This is a genomic window from Microbacterium sp. 2216-1 (assembly GCF_046507855.1).
Lineage (GTDB): Bacteria > Actinomycetota > Actinomycetes > Actinomycetales > Microbacteriaceae > Microbacterium > Microbacterium esteraromaticum_C.
The window spans coordinates 17,005-43,028 of the sequence record NZ_JBKFTM010000003.1; the positions used below are offsets into that span (position 1 = coordinate 17,005).

General features: G+C 67.8%; 24 protein-coding genes and 1 tRNA gene. 12 read left to right on the forward strand and 13 right to left on the reverse strand.

What is annotated here, in order from left to right:
- Nucleotides 1-12: 12 nt before the first annotated feature.
- The 5 genes from ACLD0U_RS10100 to ACLD0U_RS10120 all read left to right on the forward strand — a co-directional run bounded on the left by ACLD0U_RS10100 (nt 13) and on the right by ACLD0U_RS10120 (nt 6,298).
- A complete protein-coding gene (locus ACLD0U_RS10100; protein WP_410340557.1) occupies nt 13-1,698 on the forward strand; it encodes a helicase-associated domain-containing protein in 1,686 nt (561 codons plus the stop codon).
- A 30-nt stretch (nt 1,699-1,728) separates the two neighbouring features.
- Nucleotides 1,729-3,372 carry a DNA repair helicase XPB gene (locus ACLD0U_RS10105; protein ID WP_179410217.1) on the forward strand — a complete coding sequence of 548 codons (1,644 nt, stop codon included), beginning with the start codon at nt 1,729-1,731 and terminating at the stop codon, nt 3,370-3,372.
- 96 nt (nt 3,373-3,468) lie between these two features.
- A complete protein-coding gene (locus tag ACLD0U_RS10110) occupies nt 3,469-4,161 on the forward strand; it encodes a response regulator transcription factor (protein ID WP_179410216.1) in 693 nt (230 codons plus the stop codon).
- A gap of 19 nt (nt 4,162-4,180) precedes the next feature.
- A complete protein-coding gene (locus ACLD0U_RS10115; protein ID WP_410340558.1) occupies nt 4,181-5,896 on the forward strand; it encodes an ATP-binding protein in 1,716 nt (571 codons plus the stop codon).
- Nucleotides 5,897-6,010: 114 nt separating this feature from the next.
- A complete protein-coding gene (locus tag ACLD0U_RS10120) occupies nt 6,011-6,298 on the forward strand; it encodes a WXG100 family type VII secretion target (RefSeq protein ID WP_179410214.1) in 288 nt (95 codons plus the stop codon).
- A 108-nt stretch (nt 6,299-6,406) separates the two neighbouring features.
- Here the strand turns inward: ACLD0U_RS10120 and groL are convergent, their stop codons facing one another.
- From groL to ACLD0U_RS10140, 4 genes are all read right to left on the reverse strand, one after another.
- A complete protein-coding gene (groL, locus tag ACLD0U_RS10125; RefSeq protein ID WP_206821985.1) occupies nt 6,407-8,023 on the reverse strand; it encodes a chaperonin GroEL in 1,617 nt (538 codons plus the stop codon).
- A 127-nt stretch (nt 8,024-8,150) separates the two neighbouring features.
- Nucleotides 8,151-8,744 (reverse strand): LytR C-terminal domain-containing protein, encoded by a 594-nt coding sequence (locus ACLD0U_RS10130; RefSeq protein WP_410340559.1) that lies wholly within the window; start codon nt 8,742-8,744, stop codon nt 8,151-8,153.
- Between the two features lie 61 nt (nt 8,745-8,805).
- Nucleotides 8,806-9,063 carry a DUF3263 domain-containing protein gene (locus tag ACLD0U_RS10135; protein ID WP_179410212.1) on the reverse strand — a complete coding sequence of 86 codons (258 nt, stop codon included), beginning with the start codon at nt 9,061-9,063 and terminating at the stop codon, nt 8,806-8,808.
- Nucleotides 9,064-9,072: 9 nt separating this feature from the next.
- Nucleotides 9,073-10,065, reverse strand: a complete 993-nt coding sequence (locus ACLD0U_RS10140; protein WP_410340560.1) for a DUF2332 family protein — start codon at nt 10,063-10,065, stop codon at nt 9,073-9,075.
- Nucleotides 10,066-10,149: 84 nt separating this feature from the next.
- On the opposite strand from ACLD0U_RS10140, the gene msrB reads away from it, so the two are divergent.
- Nucleotides 10,150-10,551 carry a peptide-methionine (R)-S-oxide reductase MsrB gene (gene msrB, locus ACLD0U_RS10145; protein WP_206551598.1) on the forward strand — a complete coding sequence of 134 codons (402 nt, stop codon included), beginning with the start codon at nt 10,150-10,152 and terminating at the stop codon, nt 10,549-10,551.
- On the forward strand, nt 10,548-11,180 hold the full coding sequence (locus tag ACLD0U_RS10150) for a nitroreductase family protein (RefSeq protein ID WP_410340561.1): 633 nt from the start codon (nt 10,548-10,550) through the stop codon (nt 11,178-11,180). The genes msrB and ACLD0U_RS10150 overlap by 4 nt, the downstream gene beginning before the upstream one ends.
- A gap of 9 nt (nt 11,181-11,189) precedes the next feature.
- On the opposite strand, the gene ACLD0U_RS10155 is transcribed toward ACLD0U_RS10150, so the two are convergent.
- On the reverse strand, nt 11,190-12,125 hold the full coding sequence (locus ACLD0U_RS10155; protein ID WP_410340562.1) for a DMT family transporter: 936 nt from the start codon (nt 12,123-12,125) through the stop codon (nt 11,190-11,192).
- 61 nt (nt 12,126-12,186) lie between these two features.
- On the opposite strand from ACLD0U_RS10155, the gene ACLD0U_RS10160 reads away from it, so the two are divergent.
- Together ACLD0U_RS10160 and ACLD0U_RS10165 are read left to right on the forward strand one after the other, a co-directional pair.
- Complete coding sequence (locus tag ACLD0U_RS10160; RefSeq protein ID WP_410340563.1) at nt 12,187-12,813, forward strand: SOS response-associated peptidase family protein; 627 nt, start codon at nt 12,187-12,189, stop codon at nt 12,811-12,813.
- A gap of 58 nt (nt 12,814-12,871) precedes the next feature.
- Nucleotides 12,872-14,014: a M14 family zinc carboxypeptidase gene (locus tag ACLD0U_RS10165; protein WP_410340564.1), complete on the forward strand. Its 1,143-nt coding sequence runs from the start codon at nt 12,872-12,874 to the stop codon at nt 14,012-14,014.
- 721 nt (nt 14,015-14,735) lie between these two features.
- On the opposite strand, the gene ACLD0U_RS10170 is transcribed toward ACLD0U_RS10165, so the two are convergent.
- From ACLD0U_RS10170 to ACLD0U_RS10180, 3 genes are all read right to left on the reverse strand, one after another.
- Entirely contained in the window at nt 14,736-15,371 is a 636-nt protein-coding gene (locus tag ACLD0U_RS10170; RefSeq protein WP_410340565.1) for a hypothetical protein, read from the reverse strand.
- Nucleotides 15,372-16,462: 1,091 nt separating this feature from the next.
- Nucleotides 16,463-16,535 (reverse strand) — tRNA-Thr (locus ACLD0U_RS10175).
- 55 nt (nt 16,536-16,590) lie between these two features.
- On the reverse strand, nt 16,591-17,550 hold the full coding sequence (locus tag ACLD0U_RS10180; RefSeq protein WP_410340566.1) for a DsbA family protein: 960 nt from the start codon (nt 17,548-17,550) through the stop codon (nt 16,591-16,593).
- Between the two features lie 216 nt (nt 17,551-17,766).
- Between ACLD0U_RS10180 and ACLD0U_RS10185 the strand changes: the two genes are divergently transcribed.
- Both ACLD0U_RS10185 and ACLD0U_RS10190 read left to right on the forward strand, forming a co-directional pair.
- Complete coding sequence (locus ACLD0U_RS10185; protein WP_206551592.1) at nt 17,767-18,870, forward strand: ABC transporter ATP-binding protein; 1,104 nt, start codon at nt 17,767-17,769, stop codon at nt 18,868-18,870.
- A gap of 92 nt (nt 18,871-18,962) precedes the next feature.
- Entirely contained in the window at nt 18,963-20,273 is a 1,311-nt protein-coding gene (locus tag ACLD0U_RS10190) for a DUF4032 domain-containing protein (protein ID WP_179410203.1), read from the forward strand.
- 12 nt (nt 20,274-20,285) lie between these two features.
- Here ACLD0U_RS10190 and ACLD0U_RS10195 read toward each other — a convergent pair whose 3' ends face one another.
- The 5 genes from ACLD0U_RS10195 to ACLD0U_RS10215 all read right to left on the reverse strand — a co-directional run bounded on the left by ACLD0U_RS10195 (nt 20,286) and on the right by ACLD0U_RS10215 (nt 25,313).
- On the reverse strand, nt 20,286-20,927 hold the full coding sequence (locus tag ACLD0U_RS10195; protein ID WP_410340567.1) for an NAD(P)-dependent oxidoreductase: 642 nt from the start codon (nt 20,925-20,927) through the stop codon (nt 20,286-20,288).
- Nucleotides 20,928-21,006: 79 nt separating this feature from the next.
- On the reverse strand, nt 21,007-22,005 hold the full coding sequence (gene rlmB, locus ACLD0U_RS10200) for a 23S rRNA (guanosine(2251)-2'-O)-methyltransferase RlmB (protein ID WP_410340568.1): 999 nt from the start codon (nt 22,003-22,005) through the stop codon (nt 21,007-21,009).
- A complete protein-coding gene (gene cysS, locus ACLD0U_RS10205; protein WP_410340569.1) occupies nt 21,998-23,434 on the reverse strand; it encodes a cysteine--tRNA ligase in 1,437 nt (478 codons plus the stop codon). The genes rlmB and cysS overlap by 8 nt, the downstream gene beginning before the upstream one ends.
- Nucleotides 23,435-23,551: 117 nt before the next feature.
- A complete protein-coding gene (gene ispD / locus ACLD0U_RS10210; RefSeq protein ID WP_410340570.1) occupies nt 23,552-24,736 on the reverse strand; it encodes a 2-C-methyl-D-erythritol 4-phosphate cytidylyltransferase in 1,185 nt (394 codons plus the stop codon).
- Nucleotides 24,737-24,830: 94 nt separating this feature from the next.
- Nucleotides 24,831-25,313 carry a CarD family transcriptional regulator gene (locus tag ACLD0U_RS10215; protein WP_179410198.1) on the reverse strand — a complete coding sequence of 161 codons (483 nt, stop codon included), beginning with the start codon at nt 25,311-25,313 and terminating at the stop codon, nt 24,831-24,833.
- 156 nt (nt 25,314-25,469) lie between these two features.
- Between ACLD0U_RS10215 and ACLD0U_RS10220 the strand changes: the two genes are divergently transcribed.
- On the forward strand, nt 25,470-25,967 hold the full coding sequence (locus tag ACLD0U_RS10220) for a DNA modification methylase (RefSeq protein ID WP_410340571.1): 498 nt from the start codon (nt 25,470-25,472) through the stop codon (nt 25,965-25,967).
- Nucleotides 25,968-26,024 lie beyond the last annotated feature (57 nt).

Below are 26,024 nucleotides of genomic sequence, written 5' to 3' on the forward strand. Positions count from 1 at the left end.
CAAGCGGCCCCGATGAGCACCCACGCACGCCCGCTGGCCGACCGGCTCGCCGCGGCGAGCGATGCGCAGCTGGAACGGCTGCTGCGCATCAGGGGGGTGCGCCCGGACGTCGCGTGGGAGGACTTCTTCGACGCGGCCGAGGCGTTGCTCGAGTCCGCGTCGATCGATCGCGGTCTCGAAGCACTCACTCTGCCTGAGGCACAGACGGTGCACGCGGCGGTCGCCGGATCATCGGATGCCACAGCTCCGGCCGCCCTGGACGATCTCGCGCTTCTGGACGCCGACGGCCGCGCACCGGCACCGGTCACCGCCGCCGTGACGGCCCGCGGCCCGGTGCCGCACCCCGCGCAGACCACCGTGGAGAGGGCATCCGACGCCGTCGCCGCACGCGCCGCGGAACGCGCCTTCACGACCATCGGCGCGGTGGCCGATCTGCTGCTTGCGACGCGTTCCGCACCGCTGTCGTTGGTGGCGACCGGCGCGCTGAGTGCCTCGGAGCGGCGACAGTTCGCCGGTGCCGGCAACGTCGAGGATCTTCGGATGCTCGCCGAGATGGCCGGGCTCGTGCGTCCGGTCGACCGCGAACTGCGCCTCACCGCCGGCGCCGAGGAGTGGCTGACTGCCTCGTTCGGACCGCGATGGGCGCAGGTCGCCGACGCTTTCCGGGCGGCTCTGCCGCGCGGCATCCGCTCCGCGAACGGGTGGCTTCCGGCGGCGCACTGGCCGCAGGCGCATCCTTGGGACCCGGCCTGGCCGGCGCGGGCCGCGCAGCTGCAGCGGCTCGCCGAGCACCTGGGCTTACTCGCCGAGGACGGCACCGAACCCGAGTGGGCTGAGCCGCTGCGCACCGGCGCAGCCGTTGACACGAGCGCGCTCGAAGCACTCCTGCCGACCGAGGTGGACCGGCTGTTCCTGCAGAACGACCTCACCGCGATCGCGCCGGGCCCCCTGGTGCCGGCACTCGACAACCGGCTGCGGGCGATGACCGAACACGAGTCGGCGGCGCAGGCGTCGTCGTACCGTTTCACGGCGGATGCCCTCGCTCGTGCACTGGCCGAAGGTGAGACCGAGCAGAGGATCCTCGAGTTCCTGCGCGAGGTGTCGCTGACCGGCGTCCCGCAACCCCTGGAGTACCTGCTCGCCCAGACGGCGGCGCGTCATGGCCTGGTGCGAGTCGGCCCCGACGCGACCGGCGGCACGGTGGTGTCGAGCGCTGACGACCATCTACTGGAAGCGATCGAGATCGATCGCAACCTGCGCCCGATGGGCCTGGTGCGCGATGGCGACGTGCTCGTGTCGCGGGTCGGTGCGCAGACCGTGACCTGGGCGCTGACCGACGCCCGCTACCCGGCGACGTTGGTGGATCGAGACGGGATCCCGGTGGCCGCCTCGCGCACCCGGCTGGCACCGGCCGAGGGCCCGCACGAGCCGTCGTACGCGCCGCTGATCGCACGGCTGCGCGCCCGGCAGGGGCCGGATGCGGATGCCGCCTGGCTCGACCGCGAGTTGGATGCAGCAGTCCGCGCTCGCGCACTCGTGGTCGTCGAGGTGGCGATGCCCGACGGTTCAAGCCGGGAGCTCACGCTGGAGGCATCCGGGCTCGGCGGCGGCCGCCTGCGCGGTCGCGACCGCGCCGCCGACGTGGAGCGAACGCTGCCGGTGCGCAGCATCCGCTCGGTGCGGATGCTGGAGAGCTGACCACATGGGCGGCGGGTAGACTGATCCGCTATGTCTGATGGCCCCCTGATCGTCCAGAGCGACCGCACCGTGCTGCTGGAGGTCGCGCACGCCGATGCCGAGTCGGCCCGGCACGAACTGGCGATCTTCGCCGAGCTTGAGCGCGCACCGGAGCACATCCACACCTACCGCATCACGCGATTGGGTCTGTGGAACGCTCGCGCGGCGGGCCACACCGCTGAGGACATGCTCGAGACGCTCGACCGGTGGTCGCGCTTCCCCGTGCCGCCATCGGTGGCCGTCGACCTGCGCGAGACGGTGAACCGGTACGGCCGCCTGGTGATCGAGCGCGACGACGAGGGTGCGCTCATCCTGCGCTCCAGCGATCCGGCGGTGCTGACACAGGTGGCGGGGAACAAGCGCATCCAGCCGCTGCTCATCGGGCATCCGAGTCCCGACACTTACGTCGTCGACGCCTGGGCGCGCGGGCAGGTCAAGCAGGAGCTGCTCAAGATCGGGTGGCCGGCCGAGGATCTCGCCGGGTACACCCCCGGCACTCCGCACGAGATCGATCTCGCCGAGGACGGCTGGACGATGCGCCCCTACCAGCGTGAGGCCGTCGACGCGTTCGCGAAGGACGGTTCCGGGGTGGTCGTGCTCCCCTGCGGCGCCGGAAAGACGATCGTCGGCGCGGGAGCCATGGCGGCAACCGGGACGACGACCCTGATCCTGGTGACCAACACCGTCTCGGCCCGCCAGTGGCGCGACGAGTTGCTCAAGCGCACCTCGCTGACTCCCGAGGAGATTGGCGAGTACTCCGGGCAGGCCAAGGAGGTCAAGCCGGTCACGATCGCCACCTACCAGATTCTGACGGCGAAGCGGAAGGGCCAGTACGCCCACCTGTCGCTGCTCGACGAGATGGACTGGGGGTTGATCGTGTACGACGAGGTGCACCTGCTGCCGGCGCCGGTGTTCAAGCTGACCGCTGATCTGCAGGCGCGCCGCCGGATCGGGCTGACCGCCACGCTGGTGCGCGAGGACGGCCGCGAAGGCGACGTGTTCAGCCTGATCGGACCGAAGCGCTTCGACGCACCGTGGAAGCAGATCGAGGCACAGGGATTCATCTCGCCCGCGGCATGCTTCGAGGTGCGGGTGGATCTGCCGCCGAGCGACCGGCTGGAGTACGCCGCCGCGACCGACGACGAGCGCTACCGCCTCGCGGCATCGGCACCGGCGAAGATCACCGCCGTACGCGAGCTGATCGACAAACACCCCGGTGAGCGAATCCTCGTCATCGGCCAGTACCTCGACCAGCTCGAGGCGCTTTCGGATGCCCTCGGTGCGCCGCAGATCACCGGTGCGACACCGGTCGACGAACGTGAGGAGCTGTACCGGCAGTTCCGCGAAGGCGAGATCTCGCTTCTCGTGGTCTCGAAGGTCGCGAACTTCTCAATCGACCTGCCCGAGGCATCCGTCGCCATCCAGGTGTCGGGTTCGTTCGGTTCCCGCCAGGAGGAGGCCCAGCGTCTGGGCCGGTTGCTGCGCCCCAAGCAGTCGAACCATACCGCGAGCTTCTACACGCTGATCGCCCGCGACACCGTCGACCAGGACTACGCGCAGAACCGGCAGCGGTTCCTCGCCGAGCAGGGGTACAGCTACACGATCCTCGACGCCCACGACCTGACCGCCGCGTAGCGGGCATCCGACTCACACTCACTCCATGAACGGGTGAAGCGCCGCACCTCCGAAGACAATCAGCCGACACCATGGCGAAGTCACCATAATGGGGTCATGACTGATGCGCGCATTCTGGTCGTCGACGACGAACCGAACATCCGCGACCTGCTCTCCCGGGGTCTCAGCTTCGCCGGCTTCAAGGTGAAGACGGTCGCCAACGGCGCGGCCACCATCTCGGCCGTCCTCGAAGAGGAGCCTGACCTCATCATCCTCGACGTGATGCTGCCCGATATGAACGGCTTCAGCGTCACCAAGCGCCTCCGCGGTGCCGGATTCACCGCGCCGATCCTGTTCCTCACCGCGAAGGATGATACCCAGGACAAGATCGAGGGCCTCAACTCGGGCGGCGACGACTACGTCACCAAGCCGTTCGCACTCGACGAGATCGTCGCCCGCGCGCAGGCGATCCTGCGACGCACCATGCAGGCCGATGAGGAGTCGCTGATCCGTGCCGGCGAGCTCTCGATGGACCAGGACACACACGACGTCTTCGTCGGCAAGATCCCGATCGAGCTCAGCCCGACCGAGTTCAAGCTGCTCAAGTACCTCATGCTCAACCCCAACCGCGTGCTGTCGAAGGCCCAGATCCTCGATCACGTCTGGGAGTACGACTTCAACGGCGATGCCGGCATCGTCGAGAGCTACATCTCGTATCTGCGACGCAAGATCGACCCGCACACCGAGGAGTCCGTGATCCAGACCAAGCGCGGTTTCGGATACATGCTGAAGGTCGGCAAGTCCGCCTGACGCCCAGCGGAAGACGGTCATGGCAAACGGATCCGATGCCGTCACCCAGTGGTGGCGGCGCATCAGCCTGCGCGCGAAGGTCACCGGCGTCACCGTCGCGGTACTCGCCCTGGGCCTGGTGATCGCCGGAATCGGCACCGTTCCCATCCTGCGCACGGCGATGATCGACAACATCGACGCGCAGTTGCCCGCGCTGGCGACCACCGGGCAGGCCGAGCGCTTCTTCGACGTGTCGGCGGGCGACGGCGGCTTGATCTTCGATCCCGCGGCGGACGCGCCGCGGGCCACGGACTTCGTGGTCGCGTTTTACCAGACCGATGGCACGATGATCGCCGAGGCCGGCGGTCACTCCGCAGAACGCCGCCCCGTCTTTCCCGAGACTCTCACCCTTCAGCAGGCGAAGGCCCGAGAAGACAAGGTCATCCCCCTGAGCGGGCCCGACGGGCTGCAGTTCCATGCCGCGGTCTCGCCGCAGCCCGCGCAGAGCGCACCGAACAACCTGTATGTGCAGGTCGTCGCGCTGCCCTTGGAAGAGGCCGACCGGATCGTCGGCACCTACTCAGCCGTGTACACGACCGTCGCGCTCGTCACGATCCTGCTGGCGGCATTGCTCACGCGCGTGCTGGTGACGCTGACCTTCCGGCGCCTGGGCCACGTCGAGTCCACGGCCATGGCCATCGCCGCCGGGGACTTCAGCCAACGACTCACCGACCTCGAGCCGACCACCGAGGTCGGACGCCTCAATGCGGCCATCAACACCATGCTCGACCGCGTCGACAGGTCGATCGCCCAGCGCGATCGCACCGTGCAGAACATGCGCCGCTTCATCGGCGATGCGAGCCATGAACTGCGCACTCCGCTCGTGAGCGTGCGCGGGTACGCCGAGCTGTACCGCATGGGCGCCATCCACGGCGATGAGGACACCGCGCGGGCGATGGAGCGCATTGAGAAAGAGGCGATCCGCATGGGCGTCCTGGTCGAGGACCTCCTCGCCCTGGCACGTCTCGACGAGGAACGCTCGCGGGAGCTGCAGATCGAACCGCTCGATCTGCGTCCGATCGCTCGTGACGCTGCTCTCGACGTGCGCGTCGCCGCCCCCGGTCGCACGGTCACGGTGATCGACACCACCGCCGACGGCCCCGTCGAACCGCACCTGCACGCACCGGTGAGCCCCGCTCCGACCAAGCCGACCCCCGCGCCGGGGCGCGCCGGCGGGCCGCTGTCTCGGCTGCGACGCCGCCCCAAGCCCACCCCGACCGAGCAGGTGCCGTCGATCGACTTCACCGAAGCGACCGATGCCCCCGTGCGCACGCCTCCGATCGTGATGGGCGAGGACAACAAGGTGCGGCAGGTCGTGACGAACCTGCTCGGCAACGCGCGCCGCTTCTCGCCGGAAGACGCGCCGATCGAGATCGTCGTCGGTGCTGACCGGCGCCGCGGCGTCGGTACGATCGCGATCGTCGATCACGGCGATGGCATCCCCCCGCAGATTCGTGAGCACATCTTCGAACGGTTCTGGCGCGCCGACACCTCGCGAGCCCGTGAGACCGGCGGTGCCGGTCTGGGACTCGCGATCGTGGCGTCCATCATCGAATCGCTGCACGGCTCGGTGCGGGTGGATGAGACCCCCGGTGGCGGCGCGACCTTCGTGGTATCGCTTCCGCTGGCCTCGCCCCAGGCGACGCCGGCGCACCTGCTCGAAGAGACGCAGCCGATTCAGCGCCTCGACCTCTGACGGTTCGCCGTGCACATTCGGCGGATGCCGGAAGTTGTGCACAGCTCCCGCGAACGGCACCTCTCGGCCCTGCCGCGCGCTTCTAGAGTCAGAAGCCCGTTGAGAGGAGAACCCATGTCCGTCTTCACCGTCGACACCGATGCGGTCAACGCCGCACACGGAGCCGCCCGCGCCACCATGGAGCGTCTGCAGAGCGAGTCCACCGCGCTGATGGCGCAACTGACTCAGCTGCAGTCCACCTGGACCGGCACCGCGGCCAACGCCTTCCAGCAGTGCGGCGAGCAGTGGCGCGGCGCACAGATGCACGTCGAGCAAGTGCTCGCGTCGATCAGCACCGCGCTCGGGTCGGCCGCCAGCCAGTACGCCGAGGCGGACCAGTACTCGGCGAGCCTGTTCCGCTGAGGCCCGTTTCAGCGGCCGGCGGGCGCGACACGCAGAACGCCCCCTGCACAAGCAGGGGGCGTTCTGTGTGTGAGCCGATGGGCCCTGATCAGATCAGATCAGATCAGATCAGAAGTCCATGCCACCGGTCGGGTCAGCCGGAGCGGCCGGAGCCTTCTCGGGCTTGTCAGCGACGACGACCTCGGTGGTGAGGAACAGACCGGCGATCGAGGCCGCGTTCTGCAGCGCCGAGCGGGTGACCTTCGCCGGGTCGATGATTCCCTGTGCGAACATGTCGCCGTACTCGCCGGTGGCCGCGTTCAGGCCCTGGCCCGCGGGGAGCTCCGAGACCTTGTGCGACACGACACCGGGCTCGAGGCCGGCGTTGATGGCGATCTGCTTCAGCGGTGCCTCGGTGGCGACGCGCACGATGTTCGCGCCCGTTGCCTCGTCACCGGTGAGCTGCAGGTTGTCGAGAACCTTGGCCGACTGCAGCAGCGCGACGCCACCGCCGGGGACGATGCCCTCTTCAACCGCAGCCTTGGCGTTGCGGACGGCGTCCTCGATGCGGTGCTTGCGCTCCTTGAGCTCGACCTCGGTGGCCGCGCCCGCCTTGATGACGGCGACGCCACCGGCGAGCTTGGCGAGGCGCTCCTGCAGCTTCTCGCGGTCGTAGTCGCTGTCGGTGTTCTCGATCTCGCGACGGATCTGGGTCACGCGACCCTCGATCACGGATGCCTCACCGGCACCCTCGACGATCGTGGTCTCGTCCTTGGTGACGATGACCTTGCGCGCGCGGCCGAGCAGGTCGAGCGTGGTGTTCTCGAGCTTGAGGCCGACCTCTTCGGTGATGACCTGACCACCGGTGAGGATCGCGATGTCCTGCAGCTGCGCCTTGCGACGGTCGCCGAAGCCGGGAGCCTTGACGGCGACCGACTTGAAGATGCCGCGGATCTTGTTCAGCACGAGCGTCGCGAGAGCCTCGCCCTCGACGTCCTCGGCGATGATGACGAGCTCCTTGCCGTCCTGGATCACCTTGTCGACGACCGGCAGCAGGTCCTTGATGTTGCCGATCTTCTGGTTGGCGATGAGGATGTAGGGGTCCTCGAAGACCGCTTCCTGACGCTCGGGGTCCGTGACGAAGTAGGGGTTCAGGTAGCCCTTGTCGAAGCGCATGCCCTCGGTGAGCTCGAGCTCGGTGCCGAAGGTCTGCGACTCCTCGACGGTGACCACACCCTCCTTGCCGACCTTGTCGATCGCCTCGGCGATCAGCGCGCCGATCTCGTTGTCGGCGGCGGAGATCGACGCGGTGGCGGCGATCTGCTCCTTCGACTCGATCTCCTTGGCGCTGCTCAGCAGGTCTTCGGTGATGGCCGCGACGGCCTTCTCGATGCCGCGCTTGAGCGAGATGGGGTCCGCGCCGGCTGCGACGTTGCGCAGGCCCTCGCGCACCAGTGCCTGGGCGAGAACGGTTGCGGTGGTGGTTCCGTCACCGGCGACGTCGTCGGTCTTCTTGGCGACCTCCTTGACGAGCTCCGCACCGATCTTCTCGTACGGGTCGTCGAGCTCGATCTCCTTGGCGATCGACACACCGTCGTTCGTGATCGTGGGGGCGCCCCACTTCTTCTCGAGCACGACGTTGCGACCACGCGGGCCGAGGGTCACCTTGACGGCGTCGGCCAGGGTGTTCAGGCCGCGCTCGAGGCCGCGGCGGGCCTCCTCATCGAAAGCGATGATCTTTGCCATGAGTCTTTCGTCCCTCCCGGACGTAGGCGATGGGTGTTAGCACTCAGAGTACGCGAGTGCTAACACCCAGTTTGGCACTCGACCCATGAGAGTGCAAGCCGCGTGGTGCCGGTGCGTCCGGCACGGATCATTCGGCGGGAGAGTCTTCGGATTCGTCGGTCGACGGGGCCCCGCCGCTCACGCGGTCCGTTCCCAACACGACCGTCAGCTGTGGGTGTTCGCTGTCGTTGAAGTCCGCGTAGAAGTCGCTCTGCTGCACGGCAGCACCGCCGATCACCTCGGCCACGCCGAGCGCGGCCGCCTCGTCGGCGTCGTCGACGTAGAACACCGTCGTGGTCTCGAACTCTTCGCTGGCCCTGTCGCTGCCGAACACGTCGCCCTGCGACCAACCCTGCGCCAGCAGCGCCTCCTCGGCCTCGGCGACGAGCCCATCCTGCGAGGTCGCGTTGAGGATCAGCACACGGTACGACGTGTCGATCTCAGCTGGCGACCCTTCCTCGCTCTGCGACGCGGAAGGCGAGGAATCCCCCGGCCCGAACGAGATGCGATCCATCATGACGAGGGCTGCGAAGATACCGGCGACGATGAGCACGAGAGCGACGGCCGCTGACCAGAGCAGCACGACCAGCGCATTCATACCGGGCTGCTCGGCGCGGTGGGCGCCGACGCGCCCCGAGCCGCGGGGGATGTCGTCGAAACGATCGTGGGGCTGCTGTGACACCCCTTGATGCTAGCGGGCGGTTGCCGTGAATCCCCAGCGAGCGCCGGGCTCGACGTCGGTGTCAGCCGACGAAGCCCCGCATCCGAGACGAGCGCTGCGCGCCGCGGGCGTCCCGTAGCCGACGGAGCCGCCGCACCAGCAGCGGGTCGAACTGCAGCGCCTGCTCGGTCTCGATGAGCCGGCCGAGCAGTTGGTAATAGCGTGCGGGGCTCATCCCCAGCTGCGTACGGATCGTCTCCTCTTTCATGCCGCCGTGCCGCGGCCAGGCCGCTTCCAGCGTCAGGATCGCGCGGTCGCGATCAGAGAGGTCTCCGAGCATGGTTTCAGGCTACGTCGCATCCGTCCCGCCCTCGGCACGCCACTCCCACCAGCGCCCGAGTGGATCGGCATCGGCACACACCCGCCCGTCAAGGGCGACCGCGAACCCGCGGAAGTCCTCCACCCTGATCGGCGGTTCCCAACCGTCGTGCAGACCGGGCTGGTCGATCGTGATCCATCGGGCATCCATCCCGCCGATGCGATCGATCAGCGTCTCCCGCTCGGCGCGGGGAAGGTAGACCAGCATGCCCGGGGTGCTGATGACGAGCGTCGCGTCGGGCGGCGCGGCGGATGCCAGTTGCTCAAGCCGCTCGATCGCGTCGCCAGCCACGAGCAGCGGCGGGTCGGCTGCGACGATGTCGATGGCCGCCGCGATACGGGCAGCGCGCTCGTGCTCCCCCGGCCAGATCAGGGCATCCATCCACGCCCGGTCCTCGGGGTCGCGCACGTCGATCGGGGCGAGATCGATGCCCGCGCGCCAGACGATGCGTGGCATCCGCAGCGGCGGGAGCGGTCCGCGCACGACGCTGGTCAGTACGACCGATGACGGGCCGCCGTCGGGGTCGAGGCGCATGCGTTGCGCGCCGTCGCCATCCACGTACCGGTAGGAGTACCGATCGGGGTAGAGGCACAGCCCGGCCGCAGCACCCAGCTCGAGCAGGGCGATGGGGCCCTCGATCGCGCTGAGCGCGGGCAGCAGCGCGGCCAGACGCAAGGGCTCGTTCGCCTGCACCGTACGGCATTCGCATTCGGCGACCACGTCGTCGGCGTGCGCGAGCACGAACTCGCGCCAGGCCACGTAGCCCCCGAGGGGCGCGCCGAGCAGGCGGGTGACGGCGAACACCAGAGGTGGCTGCCGATGCTGCGGATCGATCCGGGTGAGAAGCCGCTGCATCTGCGCATCCGACGCGATCCCTGTTGCCCACTCGGCGTACATCTCGCTACGGCCCGGGGCCTCGGCCTGGGCGAATCGGTCAAAGCGTTCACGCACAGCATCCGTCACCCCTTCATTCTCACCGGGAGCGGGCCGCCAATGCGACACGTAGAACACGACCCCGCGCCGCCAGGAACGCGCGAGAATGGAGACATGTCGTACAGCGTGAACAAGACCGATGCCGAATGGCGGGCCGAGCTCGGCGAGGAGCAGTACGCGGTGCTGCGCAACGCCGCCACGGAACGCCCCTGGACGGGTGAGCTGCTCGATGAGAGTCGCAGCGGCCTGTACACCTGCGGTGCGTGCGATGCGGAGCTGTTCCGCAGCGGCACCAAGTTCGACTCAGGATGCGGGTGGCCGAGCTTCTACGAGTCGGTGCGTCCCGAGGCCGTCGAACTCATCGAGGACCGCACGCTGGGCATGGTGCGCACCGAGGTGCGCTGCGCTGCCTGCGGATCGCACCTCGGGCATGTGTTCCCGGACGGGTTCGGCACACCGACCGGCGACCGGTACTGCATGAACTCGGTCGCGCTGTCGTTCACGCCCGACGCATGAGCGCGCGCGAAGCGGCGCTGGCACGCACGTCCTGGTCGAAGGTCACCGAGGCGGCGCCCACGCGCGATGAGCTGGTTCCGCTGATCGAGGCCGCCGGCCGGGTCGCCGATCACTCGTCGTTGCGCCCGTGGCGGCTGATCGAGCTGCGCGGAGACGATCGTTTGACACTCGGAGCGGCGCTGGCCGAGGCAGCCGGCGACGACAAGCCGTCGACGAAACCGCTGCGCGCGTCGCTCTTGATCGCGATCGTCGCCTCATACCGCAAGACCGACAAGGTGCCTCGGTGGGAGCAAGAGGCCGTCGCCTCGGGCGTCGCACACACCCTCAGCCTGCTTCTCGATGAGGCCGGCTGGGGTGTGATCTGGCGCACGGGTGGGCTCACACGGGCCGAGGCCGTCGCGCGGGCGCACGGACTGCACGAGAACGAGGAGCTGCTGGGCTGGCTCTACGTCGGCGGGAAGCCGGAGGGCAAGAGCGCGGGACGGCGCAAGCCCGTCGACGTCGACACCGTGCTCACGCGGATGCCCGACGCTGGCCACGAAGGCGACGAGCAGCCGCCCACCCCGACGGACAAGAAGAAGTCGAAGAAGAAGACGAAGAAGCAAAAGAAGAAGTCGAAGAAGGACTGACCGAGTCGCTCAGCGCCGGCGGGGCAGCGCGACCACGACGGATGCCACCGCGACGACCACCATCGCGATGAGCTGCCACAGTGCGGGCGCGCCCGTGACCGGCCAGACGAGGTCGATCACGACCGATGCGACGAGCTGCCCGAGCACGCTGCCGAGTCCGAGCAGCAGCACGCCGGTGTGCGCCACGAGCCAGGCCCCGAGCAGGATGTAGACGAAGCCGAGCAGACCGCCGACGTACAACCAGGGTTCTGCGGGGAGCGCCGCGGGCATGCCCGTGACGGCGACACTGAGCCCCGCGGCGAGCGCCAGCACGACGGTTCCTGCGGTGAAGCTCATCAGCGTGGCCGTGATCGGCGACGCGGTCGCACGCGCGAGCCGCCCGTTCGCCCCCGCCTGCCAGGCAATGCCGGCCCCCGCGGCGAACGGCAGCAGCAGGAGCCACAGCGGGGCGCTGGCGAGCACATCGCCGCCCAGCGAAATGGCGACGGCGGCGAGCGCGAGTGCTCCTCCCAAGACCCGACCCGGCGTGACGGCGACAACACCGGACGGCCCAAAGCCGATGCGGTCGAGCACCAGACCGTGAATGGTCTGCCCGGCCACGACGCCGACGGTGAACAGTGACACACCAAGCACACCGGCGACAAGGCCCTGCGTCGAGACCGTGAGGGCGCCGCACGTGCCTCCGAGCAGCATCCAGAACGGGATGGTTCGTGAGCGGATGCCCTGCCACAGGCGTCGCACGCCCGCGCGGGCCGATGGGATCAGCGGCACGACGATCAGCAGGGCGGTGAGCCCGACCGCGAACGACACCAACCCGGCGACGATGCCATCGTCGAGCCGCACGCCGAGCACCCCGTTGATGCGCGCCTGCACAGCGGTCATGACGCCGATCGCCACGGCCCCGCCGAGGGCGATCCAGGCGGGCATGCGTCGGGTCTCGGTCATCCTGGCAACCTTATCCGAGCCGGACGACCGGGATGTCGGATGCCCGGTCTACGCTGAGGCCATGTGCGCGAGCTACGGGCTGGATCCGAGATTCGACGACAGCGAGTACCGGGCTGCGGTCGACGCGGCGGTGCTCGACGGGCTGCGTTCGTGGGCGGCGGGCAATGCAGATGAGGTGCTGCGCCCCACCGGCAAGAACCTGCGCAATCTGAACCCGATCCTCACCGGTCCCGACACAATGGAGCTGGCCTGGTGGGGATACCTGGTGAACGGCGCTCCGGCGAGCTTCGCGTCGATCAACAACCGCTCCGAGCGTCTCGCGGGTACCCGCGGTGCGCTCCCTGCGCGCGCGATCGTCCCTGTCTCGTACTGGCGCGAGATGGCCAAACCGTCACGCGTCTGGCAGCACTTCGCCACGGCTGGAGGGGATCTTCTGGGGCTGGCCGCGGTGACCCGCCCCGGCCGCACGGCCGACGGCACCGACTACACCTGCTACAGCATCATCACCCAACCCGCCGCGGCGCATTTGCAGCATGTCCACGATCGCATGCCGCTCCTGATCGCCCCGGGCTTCGCCGAGGAGTGGCTGCTGACGCCGCACCCGGGCGGCGAGATCGTCGAGGGCGCGGTCGCCGCTGCGATGACTGTCAGCGAGCGGATCGAGATCACTCCCGACCCTTGCCTGTGATGACAGGCTGCTGCCACACTGGCCCCATCCCCCGTCAATGACGACATAGGAGCAAGTGATGCAGGATCGACGCCCCCCGTTCTCTCTCACCCGACGCCAATTGCTGGCAGCCGCGCCGCTGGCGGCAGCACTCCCCCTGCTGGCCACCCAGCCGGCCATCGCCGCCGGATCATTCCCCGAGCCCGGCTCCTTCCCGCCCCGCGACGCCCTGATGACCTATGACGATGTCGTCCAGGCCCTCAGCAGCATCCAGAAGACATCGAAGGGTGCCGTGCAGGTGCACACGCTCTCCGGGCTCGGCATCTCGCCCGGGCTCAGCGAGGCCGGGCGCGAACTCTACGTCGCGACGGTCGGTACCGGACCGACTTCCGTGTGGTTGCAGGGACGCATCCACGGCAACGAACCGTACGGCCCCGACACACTGCTCGCCATCCTCAAGGCGGCGGGGTCCAGCGGCTCCCCGCTGTGGAAGGCCGTGCGAGAGAACCTCACTCTGCATGTGATCCCGATGTACAACCCCGACGGTTCGGAGCTGTACATTCGGCACACGGTGCTGCAGGACGGCAGCGAGCGGCGTATCGACCTCAACCGGGACTGGTCTCCGACCGGCTTCGCCGCCAAGGAATCGCTCGCCTGGTACACGTACTGGACTCAGGTCAAGCCCGACGTCGGCCTCGACATCCACCACCAGGGACTCAAGTACGACGACTCCGACGAACCGATCACGATGTCGCTCGGGATCTCGCTGGCGCCCAGCGGCCCCACGCTTCCCGGCATCCTCGGAGGAGAGTACGACATCTCGACGCGCCGACTGCAGGGGCATGTGTATGACGCGCTGCAGCAGTACGGCTACATCAATATCGACCGCTACAGCGTCGGGTCATACGAGATCGACATCAAGGGCGGTGTCGCTTCGGCCGTGATGCTGGGGCTGGACTACAACGGTCTCAACCCCACGGGCCACAGCCACCCGATGGTGTTCTTCGAGACCTACGGCGGCTCCATCGGGCAGAAGAGTCGAGGCAAGGCGATCAAACAGAACGTCCAGGGCGTCGAGGCGCTGCTCGCGGGCCTGGCGGACGGCAGCATCTGGAACACCGACCCGATGATCTGGCACAACATCCCGCACGTCGATTACACCGGGTACTTCACCGATTCCGGCGCGGTAGGCGGCTGGCCGACGCAACCGCCGGTGGTCTGACCCCCGCGGACTCGACTGCGAGCTCAACGGAACACCGAACAGAGCCCCGGAAACACCGAGAGTCCGCACGAACCGGCAGTGCCGGTTCGTGCGGACTCTTTTTCGTGGAGCCGACTACGGGACTCGAACCCGTAACCCCCGTCTCATTTCGACAGAGGGCGACTGACCACCGGGGAGGCAGGACTAGATCGTTCTACCGCGGAATCTCGCGACAACACGTCTCCCGTCAGATCGTCCGAGGTCGACTCAGATTGGCGGTGTTCTGCGAGTAATCATGACTGAAGCATGACTGCCGACTCAGTGGCACCGTCAGCACTCCCCGATGCCGCCGCGCTTTCGTGAGCGCGGGAGTGACATCCCGCAGCTGGGTTTTCGATCGTGTGTTTTCGAGGGATCACGGGGGGGCATTCTGGCGGTGACGGTGGGATTTGAACTCGCGTGGTAGCCGCACGGTGGTCGTGCAAGAACTCAGATCCTTGTGTTTACCTGGTCTTCTGGTTTCCAGAATGATCCGGAAATGGCGTCGGTTTCGCGAGGTGTTAGCACCGTGTTATCACGAACCGCCCTGCGCTACGAGGCGTGCACGCGCTCTGCGCCGCTTCTGAAGCACGCAGCCTCGACGGTGCCAGCGAGCGGCACCGATCGAGCTGCCGGCGACGCTCGACATCGCCGATGTGGAGCTCTCCCCTCGATATGGCGCGCTTGACCGCCGCTCGATGTTCTATGAGAAGAGTTCGCCGAGAGCATCAGCCGGATCGGGCGGTAATGGGAGTTCGAGGCTCTCGCGTATGCCCTCGGGGGTTGCACCAGTCTGCTGAATCTCAGCGATCGCGCACGCCCACTTGTACGAGTCGAGCTTGCCGGAATGTTCAGCCTCGTAGCGCATCCGCTGGATTACGCCCCCCAGCCCTATTGCCAAGACCAAGAAGAGCGCCATCAACATGTCAGAGACAGTCGGACTCTGCACGTGTACTGGGGAGGGTTGGCGCCGAAGCCCAACCACGTCTTCTACGCCCGCGCGAATCCGCGCGGGTAGCTTTTGAACGAGCACCGATACTCGATCAAGCGTCATGACTGCATCTAACCGATGCGCCAGGCGGTTCCGTTCTTGATTCACGAGCCGGATTGCGGTCACTAGCTCTGCCTCTAGCAACTCGAAAGCATCACAGACACTCAGCTTCGTTGAGAACGACGCGCGATCCAAGAAGGCCCCGGCACGCTCCCCGCGAAGTTCAATGATGGTGGCTAGCGCCTGCTCAACCAGGAGATGCCCCCTAAGGAAGGTCATTCCAGCCTCGGCATCCCGGTCAAACAGTAGGTCTCTGAACTCCTTCGTTCCTGCATACGTCGACGACATGGTTGGTAGTCAAGCACGTCGAGCGCAGATCCCACGAGAAGTGGAACGTCAGCGAGACCTTCACCGATTCCCGCCTCGAGATATTTCGAGCCTACAAGCGGGGAGAGAAGAGTCGACTCCCCGGCGGTACCCGGCGAAGAGGGCGAGGGGGTCTACCCCCATGCCCTCGTGAGTGCGCGCGGTTGTCGCTCCCCGGGTGCTGTGCTGGCGCGTGTGGGCTTCGCTTGGTCGCGTTGGTGGTTCGCTATGCTGTAGGCGTTTCCGGCCGTCCTGCGTGCGTGTGAGCGTTTCGCTCTGGGGGTGGGTTCGTGTGCTCGGCGGCGGCGTGCGCGGCGTGCTGGTGTTGCGCCTGCCGCTGTGCGCGGTGCGTGTGGTCAGTACCTCGGCGATCAGTGATCGATGTTGGTCGACTTCTTCCGTTCGCTGTTGAGCATGAGGTGGGGGTGCTGGTGTGTGTGCTCTGCTGCTCCTGCTGAGCGGCATACCCCCTCCCCCTGCACGCTGCCGCCTGTTGGTGTGGATGCAATCGGTGTGAGGTGGTGGCAGCACCGGCCAGCCGTAGCCTGTGAGTGTGGCGTGGGCTGGTCGGCGCTGCCGGGGCCGGGGTTAGCCGGCGTGCTCGATCATCTCCCGCTTGGTGTGCTCCAGGGTGAGCCCGTGCCCGGGGTGATGGGCGTCGAGGAACTCGTACCACTCGGCCTTGCTTGCGGTAGTTGCGGGCTTGCCGGCGGGTGGCTGGGTGGCTGCACTGACAGGCAGCTGTGCGAGGTGCAGGCCGCTCGTCGGGTTCTGTGCGGTCGCCTCGGGCTGGGTGCTCGTGGTCGCTGCCGGGGGGCGACGGCTCGGCCAGCGTCGGCGTCGGCACCGGCACGGCTTCCTCGGTGATCGTGTATCCGGCGCGTCGGAAGTAGCGCAGGGCGTTGGGGTCGTCGGTGTCGCCTGTGGCCGGATCGACTCGACGAGGTGACGAAACGGCTCGAAAAGGCTCGACGGAAGGCACTCAAGCCGAAGGCATCATGACAGGATCATGACTGTCACCCGAAACGAGAATAGCCCCTCACCAGATATTCCTGGTGAGGGGCTATTTCTTGAGCCGACTACGGGACTCGAACCCGTAACCCCCGTATTACAAGTACGGTGCGCTACCAATTGCGCCAAGTCGGCGGACAGGTGACCGTGACAAGCATAGTCACCACGCGGCGAGTAGCCGCATCCGGCGTCAGGACTTGGGAGTGGAGGTCGGCACCGGCGTGGGTGTCGGGGTGGGCTGAGTCGCCCCGAAGTACTCGTCGCTGGCCGTGGTCAGCACGAACTGCGAGAACTCGGCCGGATCCCCCATCGCGCCCACGTACGCCTTGCCCTCGACGACGACGAGCGCCTCGTTGGTGAGCTTGAGATCCTTCGAGCCGGGAAGCGGGCCTTCCAACGCACGCGTGGTCGCGCCCTTCGCCCACTTCACGAAGTCCTGTTGCTCGATGCACTCGCGCACCTGCTTGGGGTTCTGCACGCCGACGGCGACGGCCAGGTCGGCCAGTTGCACATCCGTGCGCCCGTCGGTGTCGATCTCAGGCTGGTCGGTGAGCAGTTCGTGGTTGTAGTCGTAGAACTGATCCTGCGAGTAGGTGGCGACACACGCGGCCGCCGAGGCAGCGCGCAACGAGTACTTGGTGCCGTTCGAGCTCGCCGTCAGCATCGCCACCGGGTGGTAGGTGACAGTCACCGCGCCCTGCTCGATCCAGGTGGCGAGCTGCCGTGCGTTGGCCCCCTCGAACTCGGATGCTGCGGCGGAGAGGTAGTCCACATACACGTGGATCTCGGTCGGACCGGTGGCGGTCTCGGTCGGGTCCGGTGTCGGCGTGGCCGTGGTCCCCGCCTCGGAGGCAGTCGCCTCCGGTGTCGGCGTGGCGCCGTCGCCCTCGGCCAGGGTGACATCACTGACCGTCACGCCGTCAGCATCCATTCCGAGCGGGCTCAGCTCCGGCTTCGAGATCGAAGAGCCGACGGTGTACGCGACAGCAGTGCCGATCGAGCCCACCGCGACGATCGCGACGACTCCGATGATGATTCGTCGCATCACCCGGGCTCGGGATTGCTGCGCTCGCACCTGCTGTGCTTTGTTCCGCACCGCGTCGCGCGAGTTGCGAGTGGTGGGGACGTTCGGCGTTTCGTCGCTCGACATCGTTCCTCTTGAAGATCGGGTGGGACGGGTGATCCCGCGGCCGCGAAGAAATGCGGCGTCGGGTTCGATGTTAACCAGGCAGCCTGAGAAATACCCAGATGCGCCACCGCATGCCATACTGATCTCGACCCGATGACGGGTCACGGCGGGCAGGTGCCCACCGCTTCCATCACGACGGATCGTCCGGCACGTACCTGCCGGTGAAGGAGAAACGCAATGGCAACTGTGACCTTTGACAACGCCACCCGCCTCTACCCGGGCGGCACGCGCCCCGCGGTCGACAAGCTGAACATCGAGATCGCCGATGGCGAGTTCCTCGTTCTTGTCGGCCCCTCCGGTTGCGGAAAGTCCACGTCGCTGCGCATGCTCGCCGGCCTCGAAGAGGTCAACGGCGGCCGCATCCTGATCGGCGACCGTGACGTCACCGATGTGCCGCCGAAGGACCGCGACATCGCCATGGTCTTCCAGAACTACGCACTGTACCCGCACATGACGGTCGCCGAGAACATGGGCTTCGCGCTCAAGATCGCCGGCGTCGGCAAGGAAGAGCGTGCTGCTCGCGTTCTCGAAGCAGCCAAGCTGCTCGACCTCGAGGAGTACCTCAACCGCAAGCCGAAGGCACTCTCGGGTGGCCAGCGTCAGCGCGTCGCCATGGGCCGCGCCATCGTCCGCCAGCCGCAGGTGTTCCTCATGGACGAGCCGCTGTCGAACCTCGACGCGAAGCTGCGTGTGCAGACCCGCACCCAGATCGCATCGCTCCAGCGCCGCCTGGGCGTCACCACCGTCTACGTGACGCACGACCAGACCGAGGCGCTCACGATGGGTGACCGCATCGCCGTGCTGAAGGACGGCCTCCTGCAGCAGGTCGGCACGCCGCGCGACCTGTACGAGACCCCGAGCAACGTCTTCGTCGCCGGCTTCATCGGCTCGCCCGCCATGAACCTCTTCGAGGTCCCCCTCACCGAGGGCGGCGTGCAGTTCGGCACCAAGTCGGTCGCCACCGAGACGGCAGCCGTCACCAAGGCGCACGGTTCCAGCGTCACGGTCGGCATCCGCCCCGAAGACATCATCGTCGCTCCCGAGGACGGCCTCGGCCTGACCGTCACGGTCGACCTCGTCGAGGAGCTCGGCGCCGACGGATACCTCTACGGCCACACCGAGATCAACGGCAAGCGCACCGACCTGGTCGCACGCGTCGACGGCCGTCGTCACCCGATGGCCGGCGACACCGTGGTGCTCGCCCCCATCCCGGGTCACGTGCACTTGTTCGACATCGAGACGGGTGAGCGTCTCAACGAGCAGCCGGTCCTCTCGGCCTGACATCCCACATCCGACGGCGCGGGCCGACCTCCGGGTCGCCCGCGCCGTCGTCGTCCCGGCGGCCACGTCGAGAGATCGGCATCGGAGGATGCATGAACACGACCGAATCCTTGCGCATCACCGCCAGCACGGTCGACCCCGGCCTGCTGTCGCTACCGTGGTCGACGCCGCTCGGGAAGTGGCCGTCCGAGCACATCGTCTCGCTCCCCAAGGGTCTCTCACGCCATCTGGTGCGCTTCGCCGACCTTTCGGGCAAAGTCGTGGCGGTCAAGGAGACCACCGACGAGATGGCGCGTCGCGAGTACGAGATGCTGGGCAGCCTCGCCAAGCTCGATGTGCCGTGCGTGAGTCGCGTCGCCGTGATCGCGGGACGCACGGATGCCGATGGCAAGCCGCTCCCCGCCGCGCTGGTCACGTCGCACCTGCGGTTCTCGATGCCGTACCGTTCGCTGTTCACGCAGCTGCTGCGTCCCGACACGGCCACGCGTCTGGTCGATGCGCTCGCGCTGCTTCTGGTGCGCCTGCACAACGTGGGCTTCTACTGGGGCGATGTCTCGCTCTCGAACACCCTGTTCCGCCGCGATGCCGGCGCGTTCGCCGCCTATCTGGTGGATGCCGAAACCGGAGAGCTGCACGAAGAGGGCCTTACCGACGGTCAGCGTGCGTACGACCTGGATCTCGCCCGCACGAACATCGCGGGCGAGATCATGGATCTCGCCGCGGGCGGTCGACTCGAGCACGGCATGGATGCGCTCGAGATCGCCGACGGCATCGTCTCGTCGTACCGATCGCTGTGGGCGGCGTTGACCGACGAGGAGTCGTTCTCGGTCGGAGAGACCTGGCGGATCACAGAGCGGGTCGAGAAGCTGAACGCCCTCGGCTTCGACATCGACGAGATGTCGATGGTGGCCACTCCCGACGGTACGTCGGTGCGGATCCAGCCGAAGGTGGTGGATGCCGGTCACCACCAGCGTCGCCTGCTGCGCCTGACCGGGCTGGACGTCGAGGAGAACCAGGCGCGCCGACTGCTCAATGACCTCGATGAGTTCCGGGTGCGGTCGAAGAAGCACCTCGCAGACGAGGAGATGTACGCCCACGAGTGGCTCACGCGAGTCTTCGAGCCGGTGGTGCGCGCGATCCCCTACGACCTGCGTGCCAAGCTCGAGCCCGCTGAGGTGTATCACCAGGTGCTCGAACACCGCTGGTACCTGTCGCAGGCGCAGGGACGGTCCGTGCCCCTCGCCGAGGTGCTGACCAGCTACATCAACGAGGTGCTGCGGCACCGCCGCGACGAGGCCACGATCATGGGCCCACCCACCGAGACCATGGGACTCCCGGTGGTGACCGGCGCTGTCGCCGTCTCACCCGAGACCGCGGCGATCAACTGGCGCGACCTGGTCTAGGCGGGCTCTGCGCTAGTACCCGACGGTGAACCGCCCCCGGTGGTGCTTCGGCGTCTCGATCTCGTCGATGACGGCGATCGCGAAGTCGGCGCCCGAGACCGTGGACGTGCCGTCCTCGGCGCGCACGACGACGTCGCCGCCGTCGCGGTAGCGTCCGGTGCGCTCACCTTCTGCCCACGGCCCGAACACCTCAGCGGGGTGGATGAAGAACCAGTCCAGATTCTCGTCCGAGCGCTGCAGCAGGTCGAGCGAGTCGATGCCGACCTGCGCCTCGTGCTTGTACTCGTCCGGGAAACCCTGATCGAAGAGCCGCGGCCCGCCAGGAGCGACCAGGCTGCCGCCCGCTCCACCGACGACGCCCAGGCGCGTACCTGTGCCGGTCAGGCTGGCGGAGAGCCCCTCGAGCGCGTCGAGCACGGCATCCTGCATGTCGCCCCGCGGCGAGAGCGCCGAGACCACGGCATCCGCTCCGTCGAAGACGTTGCCCAGCGCGGCCGGGTCAAGCACGGAGCCCCGCGCATAGCGGACGCCGTCGACAGGGGCATCCGGTATCGATCGCGAGACCGACACGATCTCGTGTCCTCGACGCACCCCCTCACGGACGATGTGCGATCCGGCGTAGCCGGTTCCTCCGATGACGACGATGCGAGCCATGTGGGGCCTCTCCGATGCGGTGCGTATTGAGTGCCGCCCGCTGCGGGCGGCACTCAATACAAGCGTCGAACGGTCTCCGTCATTCCGCGGCGCGGATGGTCGACACCTGGTACAGGGCGACGGATGCGGCGATGCCGGCGTTCAACGACTCGGTCGCGGCCGAGATCGGGATCGACACGATCTGATCGCACGTCTCGGTGACCAGGCGCGAAAGGCCCTTGCCCTCGGAGCCGACGACGATGACGACCGGACGGTCGGCGAGCTCGAGCGCGGGCAGCGCCACGTCTCCCCCGCCGTCCAGGCCCAGCACGAACACGCCCTGCTTCTTGAACTCCTTGAGCTGCGTGGTCAGGTTCGCGGCGAGAGCGACGGGCAGACGCGCGGCCGCACCGGCGCTGGTCTTCCACGCAGCCGAGTTGACGCTCGCCGAGCGACGCTGCGGCAGGATGATGCCGTGGCCGCCGAACGCCGCGGTCGAACGGATGATCGCGCCGAGGTTGCGGGGGTCGGTGATGCCGTCCAGCGCGATGAACAGCGGCGTCTGACCGCGATCGATGACCTGCTCGAGCAGGTCCTGCGGGTGCGCATACTCGTACGGCGGCACCTTCAGTGCGACGCCCTGGTGCACGCCGTCGAACCCTGCCATGCGGTCGAGCTCCTGCCGGGTGACCTCGAGGACGGGGATCTCTCGGTGACGGGCGATCGCGAGCATCTCTTTGACCCGGTCGTCCATCTCGACGCGCTGGGCGATGTAGAGCGTGGTCGCGGGAATCTTGGTGCGCAGCGCCTCGAGCACCGAGTTGCGGCCGGTGACCGTCTCGGTGTCATCGGAGGACTTCGCGCGCGCCTGACGGTTCACGTCGCTGCGCTGCGGCTTGCCTCCGGGTCGCCCCTTACCGCCGGCAGCGGCGAAACGCTCCTGAGCCGCCTTGCGCTTTCCGGCGACGTGCCAGGCGCGGTCCTCGGCCTTGGGCGTGGGCCCGCGGCCCTCGAGCGCCTTGCGGCTGTGCCCTCCGGTGCCCTTGGTGGCACCCTTCTTCTTGCTGTTGCCCGCTCCGGGGCGCTGAGGCTTAGCCATCGATACTCCAATGTGTTCCGTCCGGAGTGTCCTCCAGAGTGATTCCTGCCGCCGCAATCGCATCGCGGATGCGATCGGCTGCGGCCCAGTCCTTGTCTGCGCGCGCCTGCGCGCGCTGCGTGATCATCGTCTGCACCAGTGTGTCGAGCGCGGATGCCGTCGCGCCGTCGTCGCCGGTGGTGGATGCCGTTGGCGCCAGGCCCAGCACGTCGGTCATCCCTGAGACGGCCGCGAATGCCCGCGCCGCGGCATCGCGGTCGCCGACGTCGAGCGCGGAGTTGCCGGCTCGCACTGTCTCGTGCAGCACGGCGAGCGCTTGCGGTACGCCGAGGTCGTCATCCATCGCGGCTACGAACTGCGCCGGGATCTTCGGCGCAACGGCGAAGAAACCTCCGCCTGCGAAGATCGGCCCCTGCTCACCCGCACCGCTGACGGCACGTGCGTACCGCTCGCGGAAGCCTTCGACGCGCCCGAGTGCGGCCTCGGCTTCCGCAAAAGATGATTCCGACAGGTCGAGGCTCGAGCGGTAGTGCGCGGCGGCGAGTGCGTAGCGGACGACCAGCGGATCGTGCTTCGCGAGCACGTCGGATGCCAGGGTGAAGTTGCCGAGCGACTTCGACATCTTCTGGCCGTCGACGTTTACCAGGCCGTTGTGCACCCAGTAGCGGGCGAATCCGTCACCGGCCGCGGTCGACTGGGCGAGCTCGTTCTCGTGGTGAGGGAAGCGCAGGTCGAGTCCGCCGCCATGGATGTCGAACTCGGCGCCGAGGTACCGGCGCGCCATCGCCGAGCACTCGATGTGCCATCCGGGGCGTCCGGCGCCCCAGGGCGATGCCCAGGTGGCATCCGACTGCTCATCGGCTTTGGCGCCCTTCCAGAGGGCGAAATCCTGAGGGTTGCGCTTGCCGCGCGGGTCGGCGTCGGCAGCTGCCTCCATGTCGTCGATGCGCTGACGTGTGAGCTCGCCGTAGGCGGGCCAGGAGCGCACGTCGAAGTACACGTCGCCTGATCCGTCGGATGCCGGGTACGCGTGACCGCGCTCGATGAGCGTCGCGATCAGCTCGTGCATCTGCGGGATGAAACCGGTCGCGCGCGGTTCGTAGGTCGGCGGCAGGATGCCGATCGCGGCGTACGCGTCCGAGAACTCCTGCTCCATGCGGTAGGCCAGCGCCCACCACGGCTCGTCATCGGTAGCGTTCGCGAGCACCTTGTCGTCGATGTCGGTGACGTTGCGCACGAAGGTCACCCGGCCGTACCGGTACTCCAGCCAGCGGCGCAGCAGATCGAAGCTGAGAGCTGCGCGGACGTGACCGATGTGGGGGCCGGACTGCACGGTGGGTCCACACACGTAGATCGTCACGTTCGAGGCATCGAGCGGAACGAAATCGCGCAGCTGCTGCGCGCGGGTGTCATGGAGCCGGAGAGTCACCTCCCTAGCGTACCGGGGCGCACCTGGAGCACAGCCGTCGATCGGACTTCTGCAGCTCTTCGGACACTTTGGTCGGAGGCGTCCGACGTTGCGCAGAACTCCGCAGAACGGATGCTGTCAGCGGGTCGGCACGACCAGCGCGACGGCCGTCACCGCGATGCCCTCGCCACGGCCCGTGAACCCCAGGCCGTCGGTGGTGGTGGCCGCGACACTCACCGGCGCCCCGCCGAGCGCGGTCGACAGCGTGGCTTCCGCCTCGGGGCGTCGTGCGCTGAAGCGGGGGCGGTTGCCCTGGAACTGCACGGACACGTTGCCGATCGCGAAGCCCGCCTCAGCGAGCATCTCGGCGGTACGGGCGAGGAACACGTCGGCGTGCGCGCCGGCGTACTCGGGGTGCGCGGTGCCGAAGTGCTGGCCGATGTCACCGAGTCCCGCGGCGCCGAGCAGCGCATCGACGATGGCGTGCGCCACGGCGTCGCCGTCGGAGTGCCCGGACAACGGCTGTTCTCCCGGCCACTCCAGACCGGCCAGCCAGAGGTTGCCGTCACCACCGAAGGCGTGCACATCGGTGCCGACGCCCACCCGGGGCAACGAGGGGTTCGCGGGGGTGTCGGCGAGCAGCATTCGTGCCCTCTCCAGATCGGCGGGTGTGGTGATCTTGAAAGCGCGTGCCGAGCCGGCGATGCGCTGCACAGCGCCCCCGGCCGCGGCGAACAATGCGGCATCGTCGGTGTAGTCGATGCCATCCGCCTCGGCGTGCGCATAGGCGGATTCGAGGGCCGCGCGCGGAAAACCCTGAGGAGTCTGAGCGGCCGCGAGCACCGACCGATCGACTCCACCCACGATGACATCGCCGTCGACCTGTTTGAGCGTGTCGATCACTGCCAGTGCCGGGATGATCCCCGCATCCGACACCGCGGCCACGACCGCGTCGATCTGAGCGGCGGGCGTGAGAGCGCGGGCAGCGTCGTGCACGAGCACCGTCTCAACCGTACGGTCAAGGGCCGCGATCCCGGCGGCGACCGACTGCTGGCGCGTCTCACCGCCCGTCACGACAGTCGCCCGCCAGCCTCGATCGCGATTGGCATCCGCCAGTGCGTCCGCCGCGGTCTGCTCGTGACCGGCCGGTGCGACGACGATCACCTGTGCCGGCTGCGCCGCAAACACGCCATCGAGTGCGTGCCGCAAGATCGAGCGTCCATCGAGCGCGACCAGCGCCTTCGGCGCGCCGGCGTCGAGTCGCGTGCCGGAGCCTGCTGCGACGACGATGATCGCGGTGCGAGGAGAGCTGTGCACAGTCACGCTCACACGTTACCCGCCCCGCCGCAGGCCACAGACGCGAAGAGGACGGATGCCCATGGCATCCGTCCTCTTTCCGACTCCGGTCGGTCTCACATCACGAGGCGAGCACCTCGTCGAGCAGAGCGCCCGCCTTGTCCTCGTCGATCTTCTCGGCGAGGGCCAGCTCCGAGACGAGGATCTGGCGAGCCTTCGCCAGCATCCGCTTCTCGCCGGCCGACAGGCCGCGGTCCTGATCGCGGCGCCACAGGTCGCGCACGACCTCGCTGACCTTGATGACGTCCCCCGACGCCAGCTTCTCGAGGTTCGCCTTGTAGCGGCGGGACCAGTTCGTGGGCTCTTCAGTGAACGGGGCACGCAGCACCTCGAACACGTGGTCGAGGCCCTCCTGGCCGATCACGTCACGCACGCCGACGAGGTCGACGTTCTCAGCGGGAACCTCGATGATCAGGTCACCCTGAGTGACATTGAGCTTCAGGTACTTCTTCGTCTCGCCCTTGATCACGCGGTCCTTGACCTCGATGATCGTTGCGGCTCCGTGGTGCGGATAGACGACGGTTTCGCCAACCTCAAAAAGCATAAAAACGTGTCCTTTCGGCAATCTCCAGGATACCACAGCGACTATGTACTAGAGTTCGCGCCGACGTGCGCAAACCGATCCGGCGGTCAGGTCCTGAACCGCGGCGCACGACCCACTAGACTGATCCTCGACACCCGTCGCATCTCAGGAGGATCCGTGAACTCGCGCTCTGCTGCGTCCATCGCCTCGCGTCTCGTCGCCGCTGTCGCTTTGGGCGCCGTCGTCGCGCTCGGCACCACTGGCTGCACGTTCATGACGAACCAGGCCACGACCATCGACTACTCGCCGTCCGACGGCGTCAACGTGGACGCGACCGGCGGCGACATCGTCGTCCGCAACGCAATGGTCATCGCCACCGAAGACGGCTCGACCGGCAACCTCGTCGCCGCGTTCGTGAACACCGGCGACAAGAGCGGACGGGTGAACATCGACATCGCCGGCACCATGCTGACTGTGCGGGTTCCCGCGGGCGACTCCGTCAGCCTCGGCGCTGACAAAGACCCGCTGCCGATCGACGGCCTGAACGTCATGCCCGGTTCCAACGTCGAGGCGCTCTTCGTCTCTGGAAACGGCGAGGCCGCAGCCACCGAGATTCCGGTGCTCGACGGCACCCTGGCCGAGTACTCCGACCTGGTGCCCAGCGCCGGCGAGTGACTTCCGCGCTCCGCGCGAACCACAGAAGAGGCCGATCCCGAAGGGATCGGCCTCTTC

Excerpts from the sequence above, each read along its gene's own strand:
- ACLD0U_RS10105 (WP_179410217.1), top strand. The coding sequence starts at position 1,729 with ATGTCTGATGGCCCCCTGATCGTCCAGAGCGACCGCACCGTGCTGCTG.
- msrB (WP_206551598.1), top strand. The coding sequence starts at position 10,150 with ATGTCGTACAGCGTGAACAAGACCGATGCCGAATGGCGGGCCGAGCTC.
- ACLD0U_RS10180 (WP_410340566.1), bottom strand. The coding sequence starts at position 17,550 with ATGTCGAGCGACGAAACGCCGAACGTCCCCACCACTCGCAACTCGCGC.
- ACLD0U_RS10170 (WP_410340565.1), bottom strand. The coding sequence starts at position 15,371 with ATGTCGTCGACGTATGCAGGAACGAAGGAGTTCAGAGACCTACTGTTT.
- ACLD0U_RS10185 (WP_206551592.1), top strand. The coding sequence starts at position 17,767 with ATGGCAACTGTGACCTTTGACAACGCCACCCGCCTCTACCCGGGCGGC.
- rlmB (WP_410340568.1), bottom strand. The coding sequence starts at position 22,005 with ATGGCTAAGCCTCAGCGCCCCGGAGCGGGCAACAGCAAGAAGAAGGGT.
- ACLD0U_RS10120 (WP_179410214.1), top strand. The coding sequence starts at position 6,011 with ATGTCCGTCTTCACCGTCGACACCGATGCGGTCAACGCCGCACACGGA.
- ACLD0U_RS10160 (WP_410340563.1), top strand. The coding sequence starts at position 12,187 with ATGTGCGCGAGCTACGGGCTGGATCCGAGATTCGACGACAGCGAGTAC.
- ACLD0U_RS10195 (WP_410340567.1), bottom strand. The coding sequence starts at position 20,927 with ATGGCTCGCATCGTCGTCATCGGAGGAACCGGCTACGCCGGATCGCAC.
- ACLD0U_RS10135 (WP_179410212.1), bottom strand. The coding sequence starts at position 9,063 with ATGCTCGGAGACCTCTCTGATCGCGACCGCGCGATCCTGACGCTGGAA.
- ACLD0U_RS10190 (WP_179410203.1), top strand. The coding sequence starts at position 18,963 with ATGAACACGACCGAATCCTTGCGCATCACCGCCAGCACGGTCGACCCC.
- ACLD0U_RS10100 (WP_410340557.1), top strand. The coding sequence starts at position 13 with ATGAGCACCCACGCACGCCCGCTGGCCGACCGGCTCGCCGCGGCGAGC.
- ACLD0U_RS10165 (WP_410340564.1), top strand. The coding sequence starts at position 12,872 with ATGCAGGATCGACGCCCCCCGTTCTCTCTCACCCGACGCCAATTGCTG.
- ACLD0U_RS10215 (WP_179410198.1), bottom strand. The coding sequence starts at position 25,313 with ATGCTTTTTGAGGTTGGCGAAACCGTCGTCTATCCGCACCACGGAGCC.
- ACLD0U_RS10155 (WP_410340562.1), bottom strand. The coding sequence starts at position 12,125 with ATGACCGAGACCCGACGCATGCCCGCCTGGATCGCCCTCGGCGGGGCC.
- ACLD0U_RS10115 (WP_410340558.1), top strand. The coding sequence starts at position 4,181 with ATGGCAAACGGATCCGATGCCGTCACCCAGTGGTGGCGGCGCATCAGC.
- ACLD0U_RS10150 (WP_410340561.1), top strand. The coding sequence starts at position 10,548 with ATGAGCGCGCGCGAAGCGGCGCTGGCACGCACGTCCTGGTCGAAGGTC.
- ACLD0U_RS10110 (WP_179410216.1), top strand. The coding sequence starts at position 3,469 with ATGACTGATGCGCGCATTCTGGTCGTCGACGACGAACCGAACATCCGC.
- groL (WP_206821985.1), bottom strand. The coding sequence starts at position 8,023 with ATGGCAAAGATCATCGCTTTCGATGAGGAGGCCCGCCGCGGCCTCGAG.